Here is a 20,026-nt window from a genome sequence, read left to right as displayed (position 1 = left end):
AGGACCTGCCGCGAGCCGGGAGGCTCACACGTGGCCGGGGCCGCCGCTGCCGAAGCCGCCGCTGGAACCCGGCAGCCAGCGCCTGCGGTGCTGGTCGTCGCACCGCCTGCTCGGGGCGTGATGGAGCTGGTACGGCATGAGCCGCTCGCTCTCCTGTCCCGCGTGCGGCACCTCCTCGGGCTCCCGGACCTCCCGCTCCTCCAGGACGGGTCCGCCGTCGGGCATGTGCGGGTGCTCGTCCGCGCGGGGCGGTGCGGGCTCCCGGTCGCGGACGGACATGCCGAGCCGAACCGCCCATACCAGTGCTCCGGCGACGATCACGCCCACAAGGATGAAGAACACGCTGAGCGTCCACTGGGAACCAACGCGATCGACGCGAGCAGCAGCCTGTACTGCAAAGCTCACCGTATTCATATGTTGACAATACCCCGGAGTCAGGGAAATCGCGCCTGAAGTGTTTCCTGATCAATTCAAGAATGACCGAATCATCGAATCGCTCCATCGCTGAATCCCTGCCCCATTCCGGGGCGCGTGGTTTTGGGGCGGATGGCGTTTCAGATCCGGTAGGTGCGCAGTGCGGGCGTCGCCAGTGTCAGGACCAGGGTCGCCGCGATGACCAGCAGGCCGCCGCCCGCGATGGCGGTGCGAGCGCCGAGGACCGAGCCGGCCGTGCCGTGCAGGGCGTCGGCGAGGCGCGGTCCGCCCGCCACGACGACCGTGAACACGCCCTGCATCCGGCCGCGCATCTCGTCGGTGGCGGCCGACAGCAGGATCGCGCCGCGGAAGACCATCGAGACCATGTCGGCCACGCCGGCGAGCGCCAGGAACGCCACGGCCGCCCAGAGGTCGGTGGCCAGGCCGAGGCCGGTGATGGCCGCGCCCCAGCCGATCACCGCGGCGATCACCATGAGGCCGTGGCGGCGGGCGCGGGAGAACGTCCCGGACAGCAGGCCGCCGAGCACCGCTCCGACGGGAATGGCCGCGAACAGCAGGCCGAGCGCGAGCCCCTCCCCATAGGAGGCGAACGTCTGCGCGGCGAGCTGCGGGAACAGGGCGCGGGGCAGGCCGAGCACCATGGCGATGATGTCGGCGAGGAAGGAGAGCAGCAGTACCTTGTGGAGCGAGAGGTAGCGGAAGCCCTCGGCGATCGCCTGCCGGCCCGCCCGGCTGCCGGCCGCCGCGGCCCGGGGCGGCAGGGCGGGGAGCCGGACCACCGCCCACACCGTGACGCACAGGGCCAGGGCGTCGATCAGGTACAGCTCGGACAGGCCGACGACGGGGATCAGGGCGCCCGCGAGGAGGGGTCCGGTCACCAGGCCGATCTGCATGACGGTGGACCCGAGGGCGTTGGCCGCAGGAAGTTCCTCCTCCGGGACCAGGCGGGCGACGGAGGCGCTGCGGGCCGGGGAGTTGAGGCCGAAGAAAGCCTGCTGAAGGGCGAGAAGCGCCATCAGGACGACGACCGAGTCCAGACCGGCGGCGGCCTGGACCCAGAAGAGCACGGAGGTGACGGCGAGGCCCGAGTTGGTGATCAGCAGCAGCCTGCGGCGGTCCGTGCTGTCGGCGATCGCGCCGCCCCACAGCGCGAACAGCACGAGCGGCAGCAGACCGGCGAGGCTCGCGTACCCCACCCACGCCGAGGAGCCGGTGATGTCGTAGATCTGCTTGGGCACGGCGACCGCGGTGAGCTGGCTGCCGACCGCCGTGACGATCGTCGAGGACCACAGACGGCGGTAGGCGGGGCGGCGCAGCGGGCGGGTGTCCATCGCCCAGCGCCGCCACCCGCGGGGCCCGGTCCCGGCCGGTTGCGGGCCCTCTTCCGGGGCCGCTGCGTCGTCGGTCGTGCTCTCACTCGCGTCCACGGTCTTCCTTGGCCAGTACACCCGTCAATTCCGGGTTTACTATCGCCGATCCGCCCGAGGGACCGGCACCCGGGCCGCTCCCTGCGCGTAGGCGGACGGAGAGCGCCCGGTCTCAGGCTCCGGCGAGGAGCATGCCGCCGGTCGTGATCATCGTCGCCGCCACCAGGCCGTCCAGGACGCGCCAGGAGGACGGGCGGGACAGGAGGCGGGCCAGCAGCCGGGCACCGAACCCGAGCGAGGCGAACCAGCACAGGCTGGCCAGGGCCGCGCCGAGGCCGAAGGTCCAGCGCAGGGTGCCGTGCCCGACGGCGATCGAGCCGAGCAGGAAGACGGTGTCGAGGTAGACGTGCGGATTGAGCCAGGTCATCGCCAGGCAGGTGAGGACGGCGCGCCTCCGGGAGCGCTCGGAGGCGCCCTCCACCCGCATCGCGGAGGGCCGCAGGGCCCGGCGGCCGGCCAGAGCGCCGTAGCAGAGGAGGAATGCGCCGCCGATCAGGCCGACCGTGGTCAGCGCGTCGGGCCAGGCCACGACGACCGCGCCGACCCCGCCCACACCCAGCGCGATGAGCACCGCGTCGGACAGCGCACAAATGCCGACCACGGCGAGGACGGCCTCACGGCGGATGCCCTGGCGCAGGACGAAGGCGTTCTGGGCGCCGATCACGACGATGAGGGAGAGGCCGGTGCCGAATCCGGCGGCCACGGCGAGCAGGGCACTTGTCATGGCAGGGACGCTAAGGAGGACAGGCTACCGAAGTACAGCTAAAGATTCTTACGTAGCATGAGCCGACGTGATGAAAGAGCTTCCTCTGGACCAGGTGCGGACCCTGCTGGCCGTGGTGGACGAGGGCACCTTCGACGCTGCCGCCCGTGTCCTGCATGTGACGCCCTCGGCGGTCAGCCAGCGGGTCAAGGCGCTGGAGCAGGGCACCGGGCGGGTGCTGCTGACGAGGACCAAACCGGTGCGGCCCACCGAGTCCGGCGAGATCGTGGTGCGGTTCGCGCGCCAGCTCGCCCGGCTGGAGGAGGACGCCCGCGGTGAGCTGGGCATGACCGGAGCCGGGGAGACGACGCGGCTGTCGATCGCGGTGAACGCGGACTCGCTGGCCACCTGGTTCCTGCCGGCGCTCACCCGCGTGCCCGAGGAGCTGGGCATCGTATTCGAGCTGCGCCGTGAGGACGAGGCCCGTACGGCCGCGCTGCTGCGCGAGGGGCAGGTGATGGCGGCGGTGACCTCGTCGCCGGACCCGGTCGCGGGGTGCGCGGTACGAAGCCTGGGTCGCATGCGGTACGTGGCGGTGGCGAGCCCCGGGTTCGTCGGGCGGTGGCTCGGGGGGCGGCCCGGCGTGCCGCCGCGGGAGGTGCTCGGCCGGGCGCCGGTCGTCGCCTTCGACCGGCACGACGACTTCCAGGACGGGTTCCTGCGAGGGCTGCGGGTGTCCGGTGGCGCGGGCGGGCGGCGGCACCTCATCCCGACGTCGGAGGGTTTCGTGGCCGCCGTCGCAGCCGGAATGGGCTGGGGCATGGTGCCCGTACAGCAGGCCGATCCGCTGCTGCGCGCGGGACGGCTGGTGCACCTGGCCGAGGACCGGCCGGTGGACGCGCCGCTGTACTGGCAGCAGTGGAAGCTGGACTCGCCCGCGCTCGCGGCCGTGGCGGCGGCAGTCGCGGCCGCGGCCGAGGAGGCGCTGGGCGGCGGCTGACGCGCCGGCCGACAGGCCGTCAGTCCTCCGCCCGGCAGCCCGTCAGCCCTCCGCCACGACGAGGACGAGCGGGATGTCGTCGCAGGGGACCAGGCGCAGCCCCTGGTGGCGGCCCGGCCGCGCGCCGGCGAGGACGGCGCCGAAGTCGGGCCCCTTGGTGAGGGAGCCCACCAGGTGGGCCGGGTCGGCCGAGGCCGCCACCCGGCCGCGGGCGTTGACCAGGTGGGCCGGTGCGGGCAGCCGTCGCAGCAGGGGCATCACGGCCGCCTCGAAGTGCCGCAGGTACACGTCGGCGGCGGCGACCCCGGTGAAACGGCCCTGGACGTGGACCGGTGCGGACAGGGTCAGGCTGTACTCGTCCGAGCAGAGGTAGTCGACGTAGGGCCCGGCGACGGCGCGGCGGCCGGTGTCACGGGGCAGGGCGAACCAGTCCCAGTGCGTGTAGTCGGAGTACGCCGACTCCTGCGGGTCGAGATCGAGCAGCAGCGGACGTACCGACCCGTCGGCGCGCGTCTGCCACCACTCCAGCCAGGCCGGAACGTCGGTGAGCAGACCCGGCGCCGCGATGAAGCCGACGCCGGAGACGAGTTCCTGGCGGGCGAGGTGGAGATGGAGGCCCGGGCGCAGCGCCGCGAGGTCGGCGGACGCCGGGCCGTGGCCCCGGGTGCCGATACGTGTCAGCAGTGCCGTGGTGTCGGCCCGTACCTGGGCGACGGTGTCGAAGACGGCCTCCAGGGTGCCGCGCACCCCGGCCGCCACACCCGTGTCCGTGACCGGGTCGAGGGTCGCGGTCGCCGCGCCGGTGCGGCTGCCGCCGACGCTCGCGGCCGTGCTCGGACCCGTCGGGGCGGGGGGCGGTACGGGACAGGGCGGGGAGGCGGGCTGCTTCAGGGAGTCGGACATGACCGCGACGGTATACGCCCGGTTCGCCTCGGGCTGAGCCGGTCTTTCGGGGGTCCGCCGTGCCGCCGGCGCGGCGGACCTCACGCAGGCGGGAGCTTCGCGGTCGCGCGCTGGTGGCGAGCGAGCGCGTGGGTGATGTCACGGGTCGCCGGGTACAGCCGCAGATAGAGGTCGTAGAGGTCGTCGTAGCGGGACCGCAGCCGGGTGTCGGGGGTGATGCGCTCGCGCACCGGGTTCCAGGTGTCGATGTCGGTCTCGCCGATCGCGCTCGCGGCCAGGAACGCGGCGCCGTAGCTGGCGCCGAGCGTGACGGTCCTGATCTCCTGTTCGAGGCCGGTGACGGCGGAGACGATACGGGTCCACAGACCGCCGCGGGTGCCTCCGCCGACGGCGACGACGCGGCGGATGTCGGCACCGGCCTGGCGCATCGCCTCGACGTTGTGCCGTACGCCGAACGCGGTGGCTTCCAGCGCGGCGCGGTACAGGTCGCCGCGGGTGTGCTCCACCGTCAGTCCCGCGATCACTCCGCGGGCGTCCGGGTCGGCGACCGGGGTCCGCTCCCCCGCGAAGTAGGGCAGCATCAGCAGGCCCCTGGCACCGGCTCCCGCCGCGTCGGCCTCGGCGAGCAGCGCATCGGGGTCGCCCTCGCCGAGCAGGTCCCGCAGCCAGTCGGTGATCATCCCGGAGGTGGCCATACCGCCGGCGAGGCTGCGCGTTCCCGGCAACGCGCCGACGGTGCTCCACAGTTGCGGCACGAGCAGCCGCTCCGACACGGTGTGGATCAGGAACATGGTGCTGCCATACATGAGCATCAGGTCACCGGTGTGCTGGGCGCCGACGCTCAGCGCCTCCGACCAGGCGTCGATCGTCCCCGTGACGACGGGGATCCCGGCGGGGAGCCCGGTGGCCGCGGCCGCGTCGGAGGTGACCTGGCCGGCGATGTCACCGGGCCAGCGCAGGGGCGGCAGTTCGAGGTCCGGCGCGATACGGCGTGCCCAGGGCCGGTACCAGTCCTGGGCGGTGGAGTCGTACAGCGGTACGGACTGGCTCGCCGAGTGGTGGTCCAGGACGTACTGGCCGGTGAGCCGGTTCACCAGGTAGGAGTTCGGCATGTACAGCCGTCTGGCGCGGGCGGCCACGTCGGAGCGGTGCTCCGCGAGCCAGGCGATCTTGGGGCCCACCGCCTGGGTGGACAGCAGGGAGCCGCAGCGTCGCAGGACGGCTTCGCGGCCCAACTCGGCGTCCAGTCGGGCGATCTGGTGGGTGGCGCGGGTGTCGACGCCGTAGAGGATCGCCGGGTGCAGCGGGATGTCCGTCTCGTCGGCGAGGGCGACGCAGGGGCCCATGCCGGAGACGCCGACCGCCCGCACGACGGTGCCGGGTGTCACCAGTTCGCGGGCGAGGGAGACGAACTCGTCCCACCAGAGGCGGGCGTCCATCTCCACGTGGCCGGGCGTGGGGCGGCTGACCGTGTGCGGGCGCGTGGCCGTGCGGACAATCGTTCCGTCCGCATCCACCAGCACGCCTTTGCCGCTGGACGTTCCGATGTCGACACCGAGCACCGTCATGCGTTCCCGTCCTCCCGCCTGAAGACTCCCGGGACATCGTTCCCCGCTTCGCCGCCGATCACCGGTCGAATGCCGGAAGCCGCCGCACGCCGGCGGGCGAACGGACAAAGACCGGTGCGGGGTCGCGGACAACGGTGATCTTGGCGGAAGGGAGCCGTCCGGGACAGGATGCCCGCATGAAGGGTGATCTCTTTTCCAGCGAGCACATGGTGCAGCCCGCCACCGCGCCGGGTATGTCCCTGCAGAACGCCAAGTCCGTCCGGTACGTCGTCAGCGGCGAGATGTTCGCGCGGCAGGGCTCGATGGTCGCCTTCCGCGGGGACCTCAGGTTCGAACGCAAGGGCCAGGGGGTGGGCGGAATGCTCAAGCGGGCGGTCACCGGCGAGGGGCTGCCGCTGATGGCCGTGCGCGGGCGGGGCGAGGCGTGGTTCGCGCACGAGGCGCAGAACTGTTTCATCGTGGATGTCGAGCCGGGCGACGAGTTCACCGTCAACGGGCGCAACGTGCTCTGCTTCGACGCGACCCTGTCGTACGAGATCAAGACCGTGAAAGGCGCCGGGATCGCCGGCGGCGGGCTGTTCAACAGCTTGTTCACCGGGCACGGCGGGCTGGGGCTGATCTGTGAGGGAAATCCACTGGTGATACCGGTCTCGCCCGAGCTGCCGGTGTTCGTCGACACCGACGCGGTGGTGGGCTGGACGGCCCGGCTGCACACCTCGCTGCACCGGTCGCAGTCCATCGGCTCGATGCTGCGCGGCGGTTCGGGTGAGGCGGTGCAACTGAAGCTGGAGGGCGAGGGGTACGTCGTCGTACGGCCCAGTGAGCTGACGGTGCAGAAGGAGCACTGACGTGAAGGGACCCCGCTCACCGAGGCGAGCGGGGCCCCTGCCGGTCAGCGTCCGGGCGGGGAGGGGGTGTTGGCGGCCGTGACGTCGACCGCGGCCCACGCCTTGTCGACCGCCTTGTACTCGGTGCTGGTCGTGCCGTACATGTCGGCTGCGGCCTTCAGCGTCGCGGTGCGCGCGCCGTGGAAGTCCGTCGTGGAGACCATGTAGCGGGTCAGCGCCCGGTAGAAGATCGCCAGCGCCTTGGCCCGCCCGACACCGGTCACCCGTGAGCCGTCGTAGGTCGGCGAGTCGTACACCACACCGCCGATGGTCTTCCTGCCGCTGCCCTCGGCGAGCAGGTAGAAGGCGTGTGAGGAGACGCCGGATCCGGCGTGCACCTCGGCGTCGTGCGCGGCGGTGGACCAGTAGTCGACCGTGCCCTCGAGCTTGTCCAGGGACGGGTGGTCGAGGCGGCGCAGGAACCTCTGCCGCAGACCGAGCTTCTCGCCCATCAGGTAGTTCGGCGGGTTCTTCGGGTTGCCGGCGGCGAACTCCACACCACAGCCGAAGATGTCGGCGAGCGACTCGTTGAGTGCGCCCGGCTCGCCGTGCTGGTTGCCGTCCTCGTCCACCCGGGTCGGCTGCAGGCCGGCGGTGGCGTCGACGACGCCGTGGGTCAGCTCGTGACCGGTGACGTCGAGGACGACCAGCGGCTTCTTGAACAGGGCGCCGTCCCCGTCGCCGTACAGCATGCAGCCACAGGCGGAGTCCCAGAAGGCGTTGCCGACCTTGTGGCCGAAGTGCACCATCGCGCGGGCGCCCGCGCTGTTGTTCCCGATGCCCTTGCGGCCGAAGGCCTTCTTGTAGAAGTCGAGGGTCTTGGTGATGCCGTACTGGGCGTCGACCGCGACGGTGGCGCGGTTGGACGTGGCGCCGTTGCCCCACTTGTCCGTGGTGCTGGTGAACGTGGTGCCACGCGCGAACGACTTCAGCTCGCGGCCCTTCGCGTCCCGGGTCTCGGTGCCCCAGCGGGTGGGGTCCTTCAGCAGATAGCCCGTGCGGCCGGTCCGGGTGGTGGTCAGCGGCACCGTCCCGACGAAGAGGGAGGTACCGGTGCCGTTGGCGGTGGACGGGTGCGGGGCGGCCGCCGGTCCCGTCGCCGTGAGGCCCGCAAGGGCGGCGGGTCCATCGGTCCGCGGGGTCGCCGACTCGCCCCGCCTGCGCAGCGTCTGCTTCAGGGAGGGCGAGACGAACTCGTCACTGTCGGGCGTGTCGCTGCGGATCCGGCCGGTCAGCGCGTCCACGACGACCGTGCGGGAGCCACCCGCCTCCGCGGTGTGGCTGTCGGTGACACGCACCCGGTAGGCGAGGGCGGAGCCGCCGTCGCGGGCGTCCACGACGAGTTCGGCGGCGTCCGCGTCGCCCCGCGCGGCGGCTGCGGCCTTCCGCTCGGCCTGGGACGCCGTCAACTTCGCCGCCGCGGTGGGCGGTTCCAGGGTGTGCCCGGCGGCGCGCGTCACGCCGAGATACCCGCCCCGCTCGTCCAGGTGGACGACGAGATCGCCGCCGAGGACGGGCAGGCCCCGGTGGGTGCGGAGGAACCGGACGTGCTGCTTGCCGTCCGGATCGGTCATGACGTCCTTCGCCAGCAGGGTGTCCCCCCGGATGACACCTGTGGCGGAGGCGTGCGCGAACGCGGCGGCCCGGGCCACGTCGACCGGCGAGGAGGCGGGGGCCGCTGCGGCGGCGGGGGCGTCGGCGAGTGCCGGCACGGCCGGGAGCGTGGCCGCCGTGGTCACGGTGACGGCGACGGCCAGCCTGCGTATGTGGGGTCTGCGCACATGGTTCCTTCGTGCGGGGGCGGCCGGATCCCCAACCGCCCTCGGGCACGGCGCTCCTGGGCGCCGTGGGGGCTGGTCGGGCCCCGGTGCGCCACCCTCACGCATCCGCCATGTACATGTAAAGCCGAAAGATCCCGTTCCCGGCTTTCCGGGGGGTGTCTTTGCATACGTTCGCGTTCGGCCGACTCCCGGGTGACCGTGTGCCGCAAGGTGAGATGACGGGCGGACGCGGCACGGTTGCGCACCCGCCGCCCCTCGGGGCGGATGTGACCGACGCCATACCGGGGGTACGACACTGAACATACTTTCGATTCAGCGGAGTACGCTGCCTGTATGGCCACGCACCTGCAGGGGTCACTGTTCGACCAGACCGACGACATCCGACTCGGCCCGCTCGACGGGCTGCGGCGAACCCGGCTGGGCGCCGGGGCCTGGATCGACGTGCTGCCGGGATGGCTCAGCGGGGCCGACGCGCTGTTCGTGCGGCTGGCCGCCGAGGTGCCCTGGCACGCCGAGCGACGGCACATGTACGACCACACGGTGGACGTGCCGCGGCTGCTGGCCTACTACCGTCCCGGGGAGCCGCTTCCGCACCCCGTCCTGGAGGAGGCGCGCGACACCCTGTCCGCGCGCTACGCCCCGGAGCTCGGCGAGCCCTTCGTGACGGCAGGTCTGTGCTACTACCGGGACGGCCGGGACAGTGTCGCCTGGCACGGGGACCGCATCGGCCGGGGCACACGCGAGGACACCATGGTCGCCATCCTGTCCGTGGGCGCGCCCCGCGATCTGGCGCTGCGGCCGCGCGGTGGCGGGCAGGCCGTCCGGCGTCCGCTCGGGCACGGGGACCTGATCGTGATGGGCGGCTCCTGCCAGCGGACGTGGGAGCACTCGATCCCGAAGAGCAGCCGGGCGACCGGGCCCCGGATCAGCATCCAGTTCCGGCCCGCAGGGGTGGGCTGACCGGGTCAGGGGGTCAACTGCGCCTGTACGGCCGGTGCCCAGCGGTCGGCGATGTCGTCGAGGTCCGCCGCGCGCAGGTGGGTGCCGCGTGCGATGCCGAACATCACGCCGAGGCCCAGCAGGGCGCTCACCGCGAGCTCGGCGCGCAGGCCCACGTCGGGACCGCTCAGTCGCGCCGCGAGGCGGTCGCTGACCTGGGTGCGGAAGTTGGCGCGCAGGATGTCGCCCTGCTCACCGTGCAGGGGTGCGAAGACGATGCGCAGGAGAGGGTCGGCGCCCTGCCGCGTCTGGCTGAGCAGCACATGGCGGACCATGTGCCGGCCGAGGTCCGCGAGCGGTGCGTCCAGCAGGGCGGCGGCGTCCGTCTCGAAGGACATCACCTGTGAGAAGAGCGCGTCCTTGGTGCCGAAGTACTTCAGGATCAGCGGCGGGCTGACCCCGGCCCGGTCGGCCACCGCCCTGAGCGTGATGTCCGCGTGGGCGTGCCGGGCCAGCAGATGGCGGGCGGCGCGCAGGATGGCGGCCTTGGTGGTCTCGGCGTCGCGGCGGGCGGGCGCGGTGGCCGGTGACGTGGTCAAGGACCTCAGGCTCCTTCCAGCGCCGTGTCGGGCGACGGCGTCCTGCGCCCGCGGGTACCGCCCGGCGTGCGGTCCCCCGGTATGGCCAGGGCGGTGGCGCACGCCACGAGGGCGACCGCGCCCGCCATCGCGAACGCCAGCAGATAGCCGTGCAGCGTGGGGGCGGGGATGCCGGCCGCCCGGCTGGTGTGGTGGACGAGGACCGCGGCGACACAGGCGCTGCAGGTGGCCTGGCCGATGGTGCGCATCAGTACGTTGACGCCGTTCGCGGAGGCGGTCTGCCCGGCCGGCACGGCGCGCAGGACGAGGGTGGGCAGCGCCGAGTAGGCGAGGGTCGTGCCGGTGGCCACGATGGACGCGCCCAGGATGATCATCCACAGGTCGCGGCTGTCCGCGATGCGTACGGCGTATCCGACGGTGAGCACGGCCGCGCCGACGGCGAGGGTGATCCGGGGTCCGCGGGTCGCCGAGATACGGGCGGACACCGGCGAGAACAGCAGCATGATCACTCCGCTGGGCAGCAGACACAGACCGCCGCCCACGATGGACAGGCCGAGCCCGTAGCCGGTGGCCTTCGGGGCCTGGACGAGCTGCGCCGTCACCAGCGAGTTGGCGTAGAAGCCGAAGCCGACCAGCAGGGCCGTGAGGTGCGGCAGTGCGACCCGCGGGCGGGCGGCCAGACGCAGGTCGACGAGGGGTCGTTCGGCGTGCAGCTGTTGCCGGCACCACAGCGCCAGGATCAGCACGCTGCCCGTGAACAGGCCCAGGATCCGCGCACTCCCCCATCCCCACTGGCCGCCCTGCGACACGGCCAGCAGCAGACAGACCAGTCCGGCGGCGAGGCCCAGTGCGCCCAGGACGTCGAAACGTCCGGGGGCGCGGACGGGCGACTCGCGCACCGCCCACCGGGCGAGGGCGAGGCCGACGGCGCCCAGGACGCTGGTCACCCAGAACATGGCGTGCCAGTTCACGTACTGGATGACGAGCGCGGCCAGCGGCAGCCCGAGGGCCGCGCCGATACCCACGGTGGAACTCATGAGGGCGACCGCGGATCCGGTGCGTTCGGGCGGCAGTTCGTCGCGCAGGATGCTGATCGACAGCGGGACGACCGCGGCGGCCGCGCCCTGCAGAGCCCGTGCCGCGATGAGCACGGCGATGTCGGACGAGAGCGCGCAGAGCACCGAGCCCAACGTCATCAGCGCCAGTGCGGTCACCAGCACCCGCCGTTTGCCGTACATGTCCCCGGCCCGCCCGAGCACCGGGGTGAGCACCGCCCCGGACACCAGCGTGGCGGTGACCGTCCAGGAGACCGTGCCCGCGGAGGCGCCGGTGAGCCGGGGCAGGTCGGGCAGCAGGGGGACGACGACGGTCTGCATGACGGCCATGAGGATGCCGCCGAAGGCCAGCACGGGGACCGCCAGCCGGTCACGCACTCCCGGCCGCCCGGCCGGTCCGGCGGGTATGGGGACCATACGCACTCCAGGGGGTCGATCGACCGGAATTCCGGTGAATGGCCATTCACCATAGCCGGTGAACGGCCATTCACCCCAAGCGGTGAGGTCGGCGGGGCAGCGGGGCTCGCCCCCCAACAGCCCGGTCGGGAGCGGCGGTTCGCGTCAGATGTGAGACGTGAGCCGGGCCACGGAGCGGCGCCCGGTAATGAAAGATCCACTTCCGGACCGCTCGAAGAGGGCGGAATTTCCCGTTCCGGCGCACCGTCGATCAGCCGTCACAGCAAGATCATCTTGGTTCAACTTTGTAGGACATGACAGCACTTGTCCTGATCACACCCAACCACCCTGAGGCGATTTCCGGGACGCGCCCGCCGACGGATAGGCAGGACACGGCACGTCAACCCCCTTTGACCCGGAGGACTCGTATGCCACTTCTCACCCGACGCAGCGCCCTCGCGGCCGGCGCCGCCGTCGCCGCCGTCGCCGGCCTGCCCGCCCCGTCGGCCGCGGCCGAAGGACACAGCCACCACGACCACGGCCACGATGCTCCGGAAGCCTTCGACGAGGTCTATCTGGGCCGCCGGATACAGGGCCGCCCCCTGGCCGGGGGCCACCACCACGGTGCGGGATACGGGGTGTTCATCGACGGGGTCGAGCTGCATGTGATGCGCAACGCGGACGGCAGCTGGATCAGCGTGGTCAGCCACTACGACCCGGTGCCGAGCCCGCGTGCCGCCGCGCGCGCGGCCGTGGTCGAACTGCGGGGAGCCCCGCTCGTCCCCCTCACCTGACCGCCCGCACCCCGGACACCTTTCGGAGCCTTCCGCACATGACCGTACGCAAGAACCAGGCGACCCTCACGGCCGACGAGAAGCGACGGCTGGTCGCCGCGCTCCTGGAACTCAAGCGCAGTGGCCGCTACGACGCCTTCGTCACCACCCACAACGCCTTCATCATGAGCGACACCGACACGGGGGAACGCACGGCGCACCGCTCGCCGTCGTTCCTGCCCTGGCACCGCAGATTCCTGATCGAGTTCGAACAGGCCCTCCAGTCCGTCGACTCCTCCGTCGCACTCCCGTACTGGGACTGGACCGACGACCGCTCGCCGCGCTCCTCGCTGTGGGCGCCGGACTTCCTCGGCGGCACCGGGCGCGCGCTGGACGGACGGGTGATGGACGGGCCGTTCGCATCGGCCGCCGGCCACTGGCCGATCACGGTGCGCGTGGACGGCCGCACGTTTCTGCGGCGCTCGCTCGGCGGCGGCGGACGCGATCTGCCGACCCGGGCCGAGGTCGACTCCGTCCTCGCCATACCCACGTACGACATGGCGCCCTGGAACAGCGCCTCGGACGGCTTCCGCAACCATCTCGAGGGATGGCGGGGCGTCAACCTGCACAACCGCGTCCATGTGTGGGTGGGCGGTCAGATGGCCACCGGGGTCTCCCCCAACGACCCGGTCTTCTGGCTGCACCACGCCTACGTCGACAAGCTCTGGGCGGAGTGGCAGCGCCGCCACCCCGGCTCCGGCTACCTTCCCACGGGCGGCACACCGGACGTCGTCGATCTGGAGGAGCCGATGAAGCCCTGGAACGACACGCGCCCCGCCGACCTGCTGGACCACACGGCGCACTACACCTTCGACACCGACTGAGGGCTCGGGCCCTGGGCTCGCTCAGTGCGAGGACGGCGCCCAGGGCCCGACGCCGCCGATGCGCTCGACCGTGTAGCGCACGATGTAGCCGGGCCCCTTGGGGGCCGGGAACTCGGCGTCCGGGGCCATGTAGACCTTGGCGAGGCGGTTGAGCAGGTCCCAGGCGCCCTCGTCGGGCTCCACCGCGGCCCGCGCCCGCAGCACGGCGTACTCGTTCAGGAAGACTCCGGGTACGCGTGGGGCGTCGAAGGAGAGCACGACCCGCGGATCCCGCTCGATGTTGCGGAGCTTCACGTGTCGCGCCATATGCCCGCTGACGACGTCGTCGCCGTCCAGTCCGATCCAGATGACGGTCACCTGAGGGCTCCCGTCGGGGTTGATGGTGCTCAGGTGCGCCATGGGACCGGACTCGATCAGCTGCCTCAGCTCGCCCGGCAGAACGCTGTTCCCGTTCATGGATCAGGAACGTACCGCTCCGCGCGCCGGGGCGCCCGGAACCCACGGAAAAGCCGTCTCAGGTGTCGCCGGCCGAACGGCAGTCCGGGTGGCCCCAGCCCTGGGCGTTCTTGGCGATGGGCTCGCCCGCCGCGTACGGGCGGCCGCAGACGCAGCGGCCCGGGAACTTCGCCTTGATCGTGCGCGTGGTGGTCCGCTTCCGCGCGGGCGCGCCACGGCGCGACGGAGCGGCGGCGGCCGGCTCGGGCGACGGCGGCGGCTCCGGGGAGCCGTAGGCGCTGCCCGCCGGTTTCTGCACGGTGGCCGCCTGGCTGGCGGCGCGGTCCGCGAAGTCGTTGAGGCGGTCGCCGCCGACCTGGTGGGCGGGCACGTAGCGGAACTCCACCTCGCGGCCCGCGAGCAGCTCGTCGATGCGGACGACCAGTGCCTGGTTGGCGACGGGCTTGCCGGCGGCGGTCTTCCAGCCCTTGCGCTTCCAGCCGGGCAGCCAGGTGGTGACCGCCTTCATCGCGTACTGCGAGTCCATCCGGACCTCCAGCGCGATCCCCGGGTCGACCGCGGTCAGCAGCCGCTCCAGGGCCGTCAGTTCGGCGACGTTGTTGGTCGCGGTGCCCAGCGGGCCGGCCTCCCAGCGGCTCGGGACCTCGTCGTCGTCGGCGACGACCCAGGCCCATCCGGCGGGTCCCGGGTTTCCCTTCGAAGCCCCGTCGCAGGCGGCCACAACACGTTCAGGCATGCCCTGATCATGCCACGCCCCGCCGCCGCCCCGTTCCCGGGCCGGGGGACCCGCGCCGTCCGGAAGGCGCGGCCGGCCGGCACCCCCGCTCCGTCCCGCCGGGGACGTACCGGGCGCAGGCCGTGCCGTGCGCCGGACGGTCGGCGTGACGACACTGGAAGGAGGCAGTCGTGTACGGGACGGGGCACATGATGCGCGCATGGGTGGTGGACCGGCCGGGACCCGTCGAGCGGGAGCCGCTCGCTCTCGTGGAGCGGCCGGTTCCGGTGCCGGGCCCCGGTGAGCTGCTGGTGCACGTGCGGGCCTGCGGTGTCTGCCGTACCGATCTGCACGTGGCCGAGGGCGACCTGCCGGTGCGCCGTCCCGGGGTGACGCCCGGGCACGAGGTGGTGGGCGTGGTGGCCGGGATCGGCGGGGGCGTGAGCGGATGGGCCACCGGCGACCGGGTGGGCGTGGCGTGGCTGCGCCGTACGGACGGCACGTGCCGGTACTGCGTGCGCGGCGCCGAGAACCTCTGCCCGGACTCCCGGTACACCGGCTGGGACGCCGACGGCGGCTACGCCGAGTACACCACCGTGCCCGCCGCCTTCGCCTACCGGCTGCCGGCCGAGGTGGACGATGTGGCGTCGGCGCCGCTGCTGTGCGCGGGCATCATCGGCTACCGGGCGCTGCTGCGGACGTCGCTGCCGGCGGGCGGGCGCCTCGGGCTGTACGGGTTCGGCGGCAGCGCGCACCTGTGTGCGCAGGTCGCGCTGGCGCGGGGCGCCACCGTGCACGTGCTGACCCGGGACGAGGCCGCGCGGCGGCTCGCGCTCGATCTCGGCTGTGCCTCGGCGGGCGGGGCCTACGACCTGCCGCCGGAGCCGCTGGACGGGGCGGTCCTGTTCGCGCCGGTCGGCGATCTCGTCCCGGTGGCGCTGCGGGCGCTGGACCGGGGCGGGGTGCTGGCGGTCGCGGGGATCCATCTGAGCGACGTCCCGGCGCTGCGCTACGAGAGCGAGCTGTTCTACGAGAAGGAGTTGCGCAGCGTCACCTCGAACACGCGCGAGAACGGCCGGGACTTCCTGGACCTCGCCGCCCGGTGCGGCGTACGGGCGACCACACACCCGTACCCGTTGTCCGAGGCACAGCGGGCGCTCGGCGATCTGAAGGCGGGGCGCTTCGACGGGGCGGCCGTGCTGGTGAACGACCTGTGAGGGTCAGCGGGTGGACAGGGGCAGGTGCAGCAGGCGGGTGATGGTGCGCAGCACGCCGTTCTCGGTGTTGGAGGGCGCGAGGTGGCGGGCACGGCGGATCACCTCCGGGTGGGCGTTGGCCATGGCGAAGGACCATTCGGCGACGTCGAGCATCTCCAGGTCGTTGAGGTAGTCGCCGAACACGAGGGTCTGCGCGGGTGTGATCCCGAGGTCGCGCTGGAGCCTGCGCAGGGCGGCGCCCTTGTTGGCGGTGCGGTTCATGATGTCGACCCAGTGCTCGCCCGAGACGACGACCTGGTGGGTGGCCGTGAGCGGCTGAAGGGCGGGGGCGGTGGTGCGCTCGACGGGCCCGAAGTCGAAGAGGGCCACCTTCAGGAACTCGTCCCGCACGGTGGTGAGGTCGTCGACGGGCCGGAGCAGGGCGTAGTACCGGCTCGCCTCGGCCATGAAGGCGTCGTCCGTGCGCTCGACGTAGGCGGACCTCTTTCCGCACAGCACCGCACCGACGTCCACGCCGTCGGCTGCGAGCCGCCGCGTGGTGGCGACGACCCGGGCGGCCACGGCGGACTCGAGGGGGTCGGAGCTGAGCTCCACGCCGTCACGGACGACATAGGTGCCGTTCTCGGCGACGAACACCATGCCGTCGTCCGCGGCGGCGAACTGCCGGGCGAGCGTGGCGTACTGGCGGCCGCTGGCGGGGCTGAACAGCACGCCGCGGCGGCGCAGCTCGGCGAGGAGGGGCCAGAGTCCGTCGGGGACGCGTCCGCTGCCGTCGAGGAGCGTGCCGTCCATGTCGGTGACGACGAGCCGGACGTCGACGGGATGGCTGGGCAGCTCGGGGGCGGTGGGAAGGCACGCGGGCGTGGCGGACATGTCCTGCTTTCTGTGTGAGGCCGAGCACGGGGGTGCGCTCGGCCGGGGTCTGCTGTCCTCGGCTCCGTTGCCTCGTCCGTCACCCGATGGTAGTCGGCGCTCCTCTTCGAGGTGATCGAGGGTGCTCCCGGGGACCGGCAGCCCGAGGCGACCTGGGGCCTGCGGGTCCGGCTCGGCGTCCCGGCCCTGGCACGCGCTCCCCGCTCGACTGGGCCCGAGAGGCCCGTCCTTGCAGCCGGGCTGCTCCGGAGGACAGGCCCTGCCGGGATACCGAACGGGCGCTGCGTAAGCTCGGGCGCGCAGGACGTCCCCCTCATACGGCTTCCCATGGCCGCCGTTCTTCCGGAAGACTTCTGCAAAGTTTCAAGGGTGCGGACCGGAGCAACGGAGGTGGGGCACGTGGCAGCGCACGAGAGCGACGCGGAGGAGGCGCACGAGGAGCGCGGCAAGGTCACGATCACGGAGATCGCCCGGCAGGCGGGGGTCTCGGTGCCCACCGTGTCCCGAGTCGTCAACGGCCGCTCCGACGTGGCCCCGGGGACCCGCGCCCGGGTCGAGGACCTGCTGCGCCGGCACGGCTACCGCAAGCGGGCCTCGGCGGCCGGAGCCCGGGCCGCCCTGCTCGACCTGGTCTTCAACGACCTGGACAGCCCCTGGGCCGTGGAGATCATCCGGGGCGTCGAGGAAGTCGCCCACGCCGCCGGGGCGGGCACGGTGGTGTCGGCGATCCACGGACGCTCCGGCGACGCCCGGGAGTGGATGCAGAACCTGCGGGCCCGGGCCTCCGACGGGGTCATCCTGGTGACCTCGGTGCTGGAGCCGGTGCTGCACGAGGAACTGCGCATCCTCGGCGTGCCGATCGTGGTCGTCGACCCCGCGGGCTCGCCCGCGCTGGACGCGCCCACCATCGGCGCGGCCAACTGGTCGGGCGGCATGGCGGCCACCGAGCACCTGCTGGGCCTCGGGCACCGCCGGATCGGCCTGGTGGCGGGGCCGCCCCGGCTGCTGTGCTCGCGGGCCCGGCTGGACGGCTACCGGGCGGCGCTGGAGGGCGCCGGAATCGCCGTGGACGAGTCCCTCGTCGTGCCCGGCGACTTCTACCACGAGTCCGGCTTCACCGGCTGCAACACCCTGCTGGACCTGCCGGAGCCGCCGACCGCGATCTTCGCCGCGAGCGACCAGATGGCCCTGGGCGTGATCGAGGCGCTGCGGCGGCGCGGGCTGCGGGTGCCGGAGGACATGAGCGTGGTGGGTTTCGACGACCTTCCGGAAGTCCGCTGGTCGGCTCCGCCGCTGACCACCGTGCGCCAGCCGCTGGCGGAGATGGGCAAGCTGGCCGTGCGCACGGTGCTGCGGCTGGCCCGCGACGAACAGCCGGACTCGCCGCGCGTGGAGCTGGGCACGGAGCTGGTGGTGCGGGCGAGTACGGCGCCGCCGCGGAAGGTGGGCTGACACTCGTGGCCCGGCGGTGCGGACACCGCCGGGCCGCGACGCGGGACGCCGCTACTTCTCCCCCAGTGCCTCCCGCAGCGCGAAGTACGCGGGCTTGGGGCGCAGTTGCTCGTCCCATGGCAGGGCGGCGCCCTCGCCCGGGAAGACCGCCGGAATCCACGAGTACTTGTCGGTCCAGTCCCACACCGTGACGCCCACGCAGCGCCGCACCGCCAGGCACGCCTTCGTCAGGTCGCTGTACCAGGTCGCCTGCTCGGTCAGCTTCTCGGCGGTCGCGGGCAGTTGCATGCGCACGTCGACCTCGGTGAGCGCGGTGTCGAGGCCGAGCCGCGAGAAGCGGCGCAGGTTGTCCTCCAGGGTGGCGGGATAGCCGTACTGCAGGGCGAGATGCGTCTGGAAGCCGATGCCGTCCAACGGGACGCCCTGCGCCTTGAGGTCCTGGGCGAGTCGGTGGTAGGCGTCGCTCTTCGGGCCGGTGCCCTCGATGTTGTAGTCGTTCAGGTACAGCTTGGCGTGCGGGTCGGCCTGGTGGGCCCAGCGCAGCGCCTCGGCGATGTAGCCGGGGCCGAGGGTCTTGTACCAGATGGTCTCGCGGTAGGTGCCGTCCTCGTTGAAGGCCTCGTTGACGACGTCCCAGGAGTAGACCTCGCCGCGGTAGTGGCGTACCTCGGTGGTGATGTGCTTCTTCAGCACGGCGCGCAGTTCGCCGGCCGTCCATGTGCGCGAGGTGAGCCAGTCGGGCAGCTGGCTGTGCCAGACCAGGGTGTGGGCGCGGACCCGCTGGTGGTTCTTCCTGGCGAGCCTCACGATCTCGTCGCCCTTCGACCAGTCGAAGACGCCCTGCTGCGGCTCGGTGGCGTACCACTTCATGCCGTTGCCGGGGGTGATCATGTCGAACTCGCTGCCGAGAAGGGCCGTGTAGGGGGCGTCGGTGAGTTCGGGGTCGTCGGTCGCGCTGCCGAAGTAGCGGCCGTGCCGCTGGGCGAGTTCGGCCAGCGTCGGCGGCTTTTCCTTCGCCTGTGCCGCCGGGCCGGCGGCGAGCCCCGCACCCATCAGGAGGGCGGCGAGGGCGCCGGCCAGTCCGAGTCGGGTGCGGGACGGGGTGGCGGTGCGCATGGTGCGACTCCTCACAGTCGGGTGTGTGCTTGAGCCGTACGGCGGCGGGGAGAGCCGGTCATCCCTTGGTGGCGCCCGTGGCGAGGCCGCCGACGAGTTGGCGTTCGGCGACCGCGTAGAAGGCCAGAGCGGGGACCATGGCCAGCACGAGGTAGGCGAAGACGCGCGCCGTGTCCGAGGCGTACTGGCCCTGGAACTGCTGGACGCCGACCGGGATGGTCCACCACGTCGGTTCGTTGAAGACGAGCAGCGGCAGCAGGAAGTTGTTCCAGCTGCCGACGACGGCGAGCACCGAGACCGTGCCGAGGGCGGGCCGCGCCATGGGCAGCAGCACCCGCCAGAAGAAGCCGAACGGGCCGCAGCCGTCGAGGGTGGCCGCCTCCTCCAGTTCGCCGGGGATCTCCCGGAAGAAGCCGCGCAGGATGACGATCGTCACCGGCAGTCCGAAGGCGGCCTGCGGGAGGATCACGCCGAGCGGGTTGTCCAGCAGGTCCATCGAGCGCAGCAGCAGGAAGAGCGGCAGGACCGCCACCGCGAAGGGGAACATCAGCCCCACCGTGAACAGTGTGAACAGCACCTCCCGGCCCCGGAAGGCGAACCGGGCGAAGGAGAAGGCGGCGAGCGCGGAGACCGCGACGACCACGACGGTCGTCGCCACCGCGATGAACGTGCTGCTGCCGACCATCCGCCAGAACGAGCCCGAGGCGAGGATGCCGGTGTAGTTGGATGTCACCCACGGGTGGGGCGGCCCGATCGGGTTGCGGGAGAGCTGATCGGTGGACTTGAAGCCGGACAGCAGGGCGTACACCACGGGCACGGCCATGACCGCGCCGACGACGACCAGCAC

General features: G+C 72.5%; 20 protein-coding genes. 7 read left to right on the top strand and 13 right to left on the bottom strand.

The annotated features are described in order from the left end of the window. Positions 1-24: 24 nt before the first annotated feature. From AC5WS8_RS26425 to AC5WS8_RS26415, 3 genes are all read right to left on the bottom strand, one after another. The gene (locus tag AC5WS8_RS26425) at positions 25-414 is read right to left on the bottom strand and encodes a DUF6479 family protein (protein ID WP_496105960.1); all 390 of its coding nucleotides are present in this window, start codon (positions 412-414) and stop codon (positions 25-27) included. A gap of 140 nt (positions 415-554) precedes the next feature. Beyond that, positions 555-1,862, bottom strand: a complete 1,308-nt coding sequence (locus tag AC5WS8_RS26420; protein WP_496105959.1) for an MFS transporter — start codon at positions 1,860-1,862, stop codon at positions 555-557. A 112-nt stretch (positions 1,863-1,974) separates the two neighbouring features. Continuing rightward, positions 1,975-2,586 (bottom strand): LysE/ArgO family amino acid transporter, encoded by a 612-nt coding sequence (locus AC5WS8_RS26415; RefSeq protein WP_496105958.1) that lies wholly within the window; start codon positions 2,584-2,586, stop codon positions 1,975-1,977. Positions 2,587-2,653: 67 nt separating this feature from the next. On the opposite strand from AC5WS8_RS26415, the gene AC5WS8_RS26410 reads away from it, so the two are divergent. Continuing rightward, complete coding sequence (locus tag AC5WS8_RS26410) at positions 2,654-3,565, top strand: LysR family transcriptional regulator ArgP (RefSeq protein WP_496105957.1); 912 nt, start codon at positions 2,654-2,656, stop codon at positions 3,563-3,565. A 42-nt stretch (positions 3,566-3,607) separates the two neighbouring features. Here the strand turns inward: AC5WS8_RS26410 and AC5WS8_RS26405 are convergent, their stop codons facing one another. After that, entirely contained in the window at positions 3,608-4,468 is an 861-nt protein-coding gene (locus tag AC5WS8_RS26405; RefSeq protein WP_496105956.1) for a PDC sensor domain-containing protein, read from the bottom strand. Between the two features lie 80 nt (positions 4,469-4,548). Continuing rightward, positions 4,549-6,036 carry an FGGY-family carbohydrate kinase gene (locus tag AC5WS8_RS26400; protein ID WP_496105955.1) on the bottom strand — a complete coding sequence of 496 codons (1,488 nt, stop codon included), beginning with the start codon at positions 6,034-6,036 and terminating at the stop codon, positions 4,549-4,551. A 176-nt stretch (positions 6,037-6,212) separates the two neighbouring features. Here AC5WS8_RS26400 and AC5WS8_RS26395 point away from each other — a divergent pair, with 176 nt between their 5' ends. Then, positions 6,213-6,884 (top strand): AIM24 family protein, encoded by a 672-nt coding sequence (locus tag AC5WS8_RS26395; protein WP_496105954.1) that lies wholly within the window; start codon positions 6,213-6,215, stop codon positions 6,882-6,884. A 44-nt stretch (positions 6,885-6,928) separates the two neighbouring features. Here AC5WS8_RS26395 and AC5WS8_RS26390 read toward each other — a convergent pair whose 3' ends face one another. Then, positions 6,929-8,704, bottom strand: coding sequence for a M4 family metallopeptidase (locus tag AC5WS8_RS26390; RefSeq protein ID WP_496105953.1), 1,776 nt, complete (start codon positions 8,702-8,704; stop codon positions 6,929-6,931). Between the two features lie 333 nt (positions 8,705-9,037). Between AC5WS8_RS26390 and AC5WS8_RS26385 the strand changes: the two genes are divergently transcribed. Continuing rightward, positions 9,038-9,664, top strand: coding sequence for an alpha-ketoglutarate-dependent dioxygenase AlkB (locus tag AC5WS8_RS26385; RefSeq protein WP_496105952.1), 627 nt, complete (start codon positions 9,038-9,040; stop codon positions 9,662-9,664). A gap of 5 nt (positions 9,665-9,669) precedes the next feature. On the opposite strand, the gene AC5WS8_RS26380 is transcribed toward AC5WS8_RS26385, so the two are convergent. Both AC5WS8_RS26380 and AC5WS8_RS26375 read right to left on the bottom strand, forming a co-directional pair. Next, the gene (locus tag AC5WS8_RS26380) at positions 9,670-10,251 is read right to left on the bottom strand and encodes a TetR/AcrR family transcriptional regulator (protein WP_496106030.1); all 582 of its coding nucleotides are present in this window, start codon (positions 10,249-10,251) and stop codon (positions 9,670-9,672) included. Next, positions 10,248-11,714 carry an MFS transporter gene (locus AC5WS8_RS26375; protein ID WP_496105951.1) on the bottom strand — a complete coding sequence of 489 codons (1,467 nt, stop codon included), beginning with the start codon at positions 11,712-11,714 and terminating at the stop codon, positions 10,248-10,250. The genes AC5WS8_RS26380 and AC5WS8_RS26375 overlap by 4 nt, the downstream gene beginning before the upstream one ends. A 407-nt stretch (positions 11,715-12,121) precedes the next feature. On the opposite strand from AC5WS8_RS26375, the gene melC1 reads away from it, so the two are divergent. Together melC1 and melC2 are read left to right on the top strand one after the other, a co-directional pair. Beyond that, positions 12,122-12,487 carry an apotyrosinase chaperone MelC1 gene (gene melC1 / locus AC5WS8_RS26370; RefSeq protein WP_496105950.1) on the top strand — a complete coding sequence of 122 codons (366 nt, stop codon included), beginning with the start codon at positions 12,122-12,124 and terminating at the stop codon, positions 12,485-12,487. A gap of 38 nt (positions 12,488-12,525) precedes the next feature. Further along, entirely contained in the window at positions 12,526-13,350 is an 825-nt protein-coding gene (gene melC2, locus AC5WS8_RS26365) for a tyrosinase MelC2 (protein WP_496105949.1), read from the top strand. 21 nt (positions 13,351-13,371) lie between these two features. Here melC2 and AC5WS8_RS26360 read toward each other — a convergent pair whose 3' ends face one another. Both AC5WS8_RS26360 and AC5WS8_RS26355 read right to left on the bottom strand, forming a co-directional pair. Next, positions 13,372-13,806, bottom strand: coding sequence for a PPOX class F420-dependent oxidoreductase (locus AC5WS8_RS26360; protein ID WP_496105948.1), 435 nt, complete (start codon positions 13,804-13,806; stop codon positions 13,372-13,374). A 58-nt stretch (positions 13,807-13,864) separates the two neighbouring features. Then, on the bottom strand, positions 13,865-14,542 hold the full coding sequence (locus AC5WS8_RS26355; RefSeq protein ID WP_496105947.1) for a ribonuclease H family protein: 678 nt from the start codon (positions 14,540-14,542) through the stop codon (positions 13,865-13,867). Between the two features lie 191 nt (positions 14,543-14,733). Here AC5WS8_RS26355 and AC5WS8_RS26350 point away from each other — a divergent pair, with 191 nt between their 5' ends. Beyond that, a complete protein-coding gene (locus AC5WS8_RS26350) occupies positions 14,734-15,738 on the top strand; it encodes a zinc-binding alcohol dehydrogenase family protein (RefSeq protein ID WP_496106029.1) in 1,005 nt (334 codons plus the stop codon). Between the two features lie 3 nt (positions 15,739-15,741). On the opposite strand, the gene AC5WS8_RS26345 is transcribed toward AC5WS8_RS26350, so the two are convergent. After that, entirely contained in the window at positions 15,742-16,611 is an 870-nt protein-coding gene (locus AC5WS8_RS26345) for a Cof-type HAD-IIB family hydrolase (RefSeq protein ID WP_496105946.1), read from the bottom strand. A gap of 399 nt (positions 16,612-17,010) precedes the next feature. Here AC5WS8_RS26345 and AC5WS8_RS26340 point away from each other — a divergent pair, with 399 nt between their 5' ends. Further along, positions 17,011-18,063, top strand: a complete 1,053-nt coding sequence (locus tag AC5WS8_RS26340) for a LacI family DNA-binding transcriptional regulator (protein ID WP_496105945.1) — start codon at positions 17,011-17,013, stop codon at positions 18,061-18,063. 51 nt (positions 18,064-18,114) lie between these two features. On the opposite strand, the gene AC5WS8_RS26335 is transcribed toward AC5WS8_RS26340, so the two are convergent. Then, entirely contained in the window at positions 18,115-19,179 is a 1,065-nt protein-coding gene (locus AC5WS8_RS26335; protein ID WP_496105944.1) for an endo-1,4-beta-xylanase, read from the bottom strand. A gap of 58 nt (positions 19,180-19,237) precedes the next feature. Next, positions 19,238-20,002: a carbohydrate ABC transporter permease gene (locus AC5WS8_RS26330; RefSeq protein ID WP_496106028.1), complete on the bottom strand. Its 765-nt coding sequence runs from the start codon at positions 20,000-20,002 to the stop codon at positions 19,238-19,240. Positions 20,003-20,026: the final 24 nt, after the last annotated feature.

Source organism: Streptomyces sp. PTL18 (genome assembly GCF_059510295.1).
This window is presented reverse-complemented; position numbering and strand designations above follow the sequence as displayed.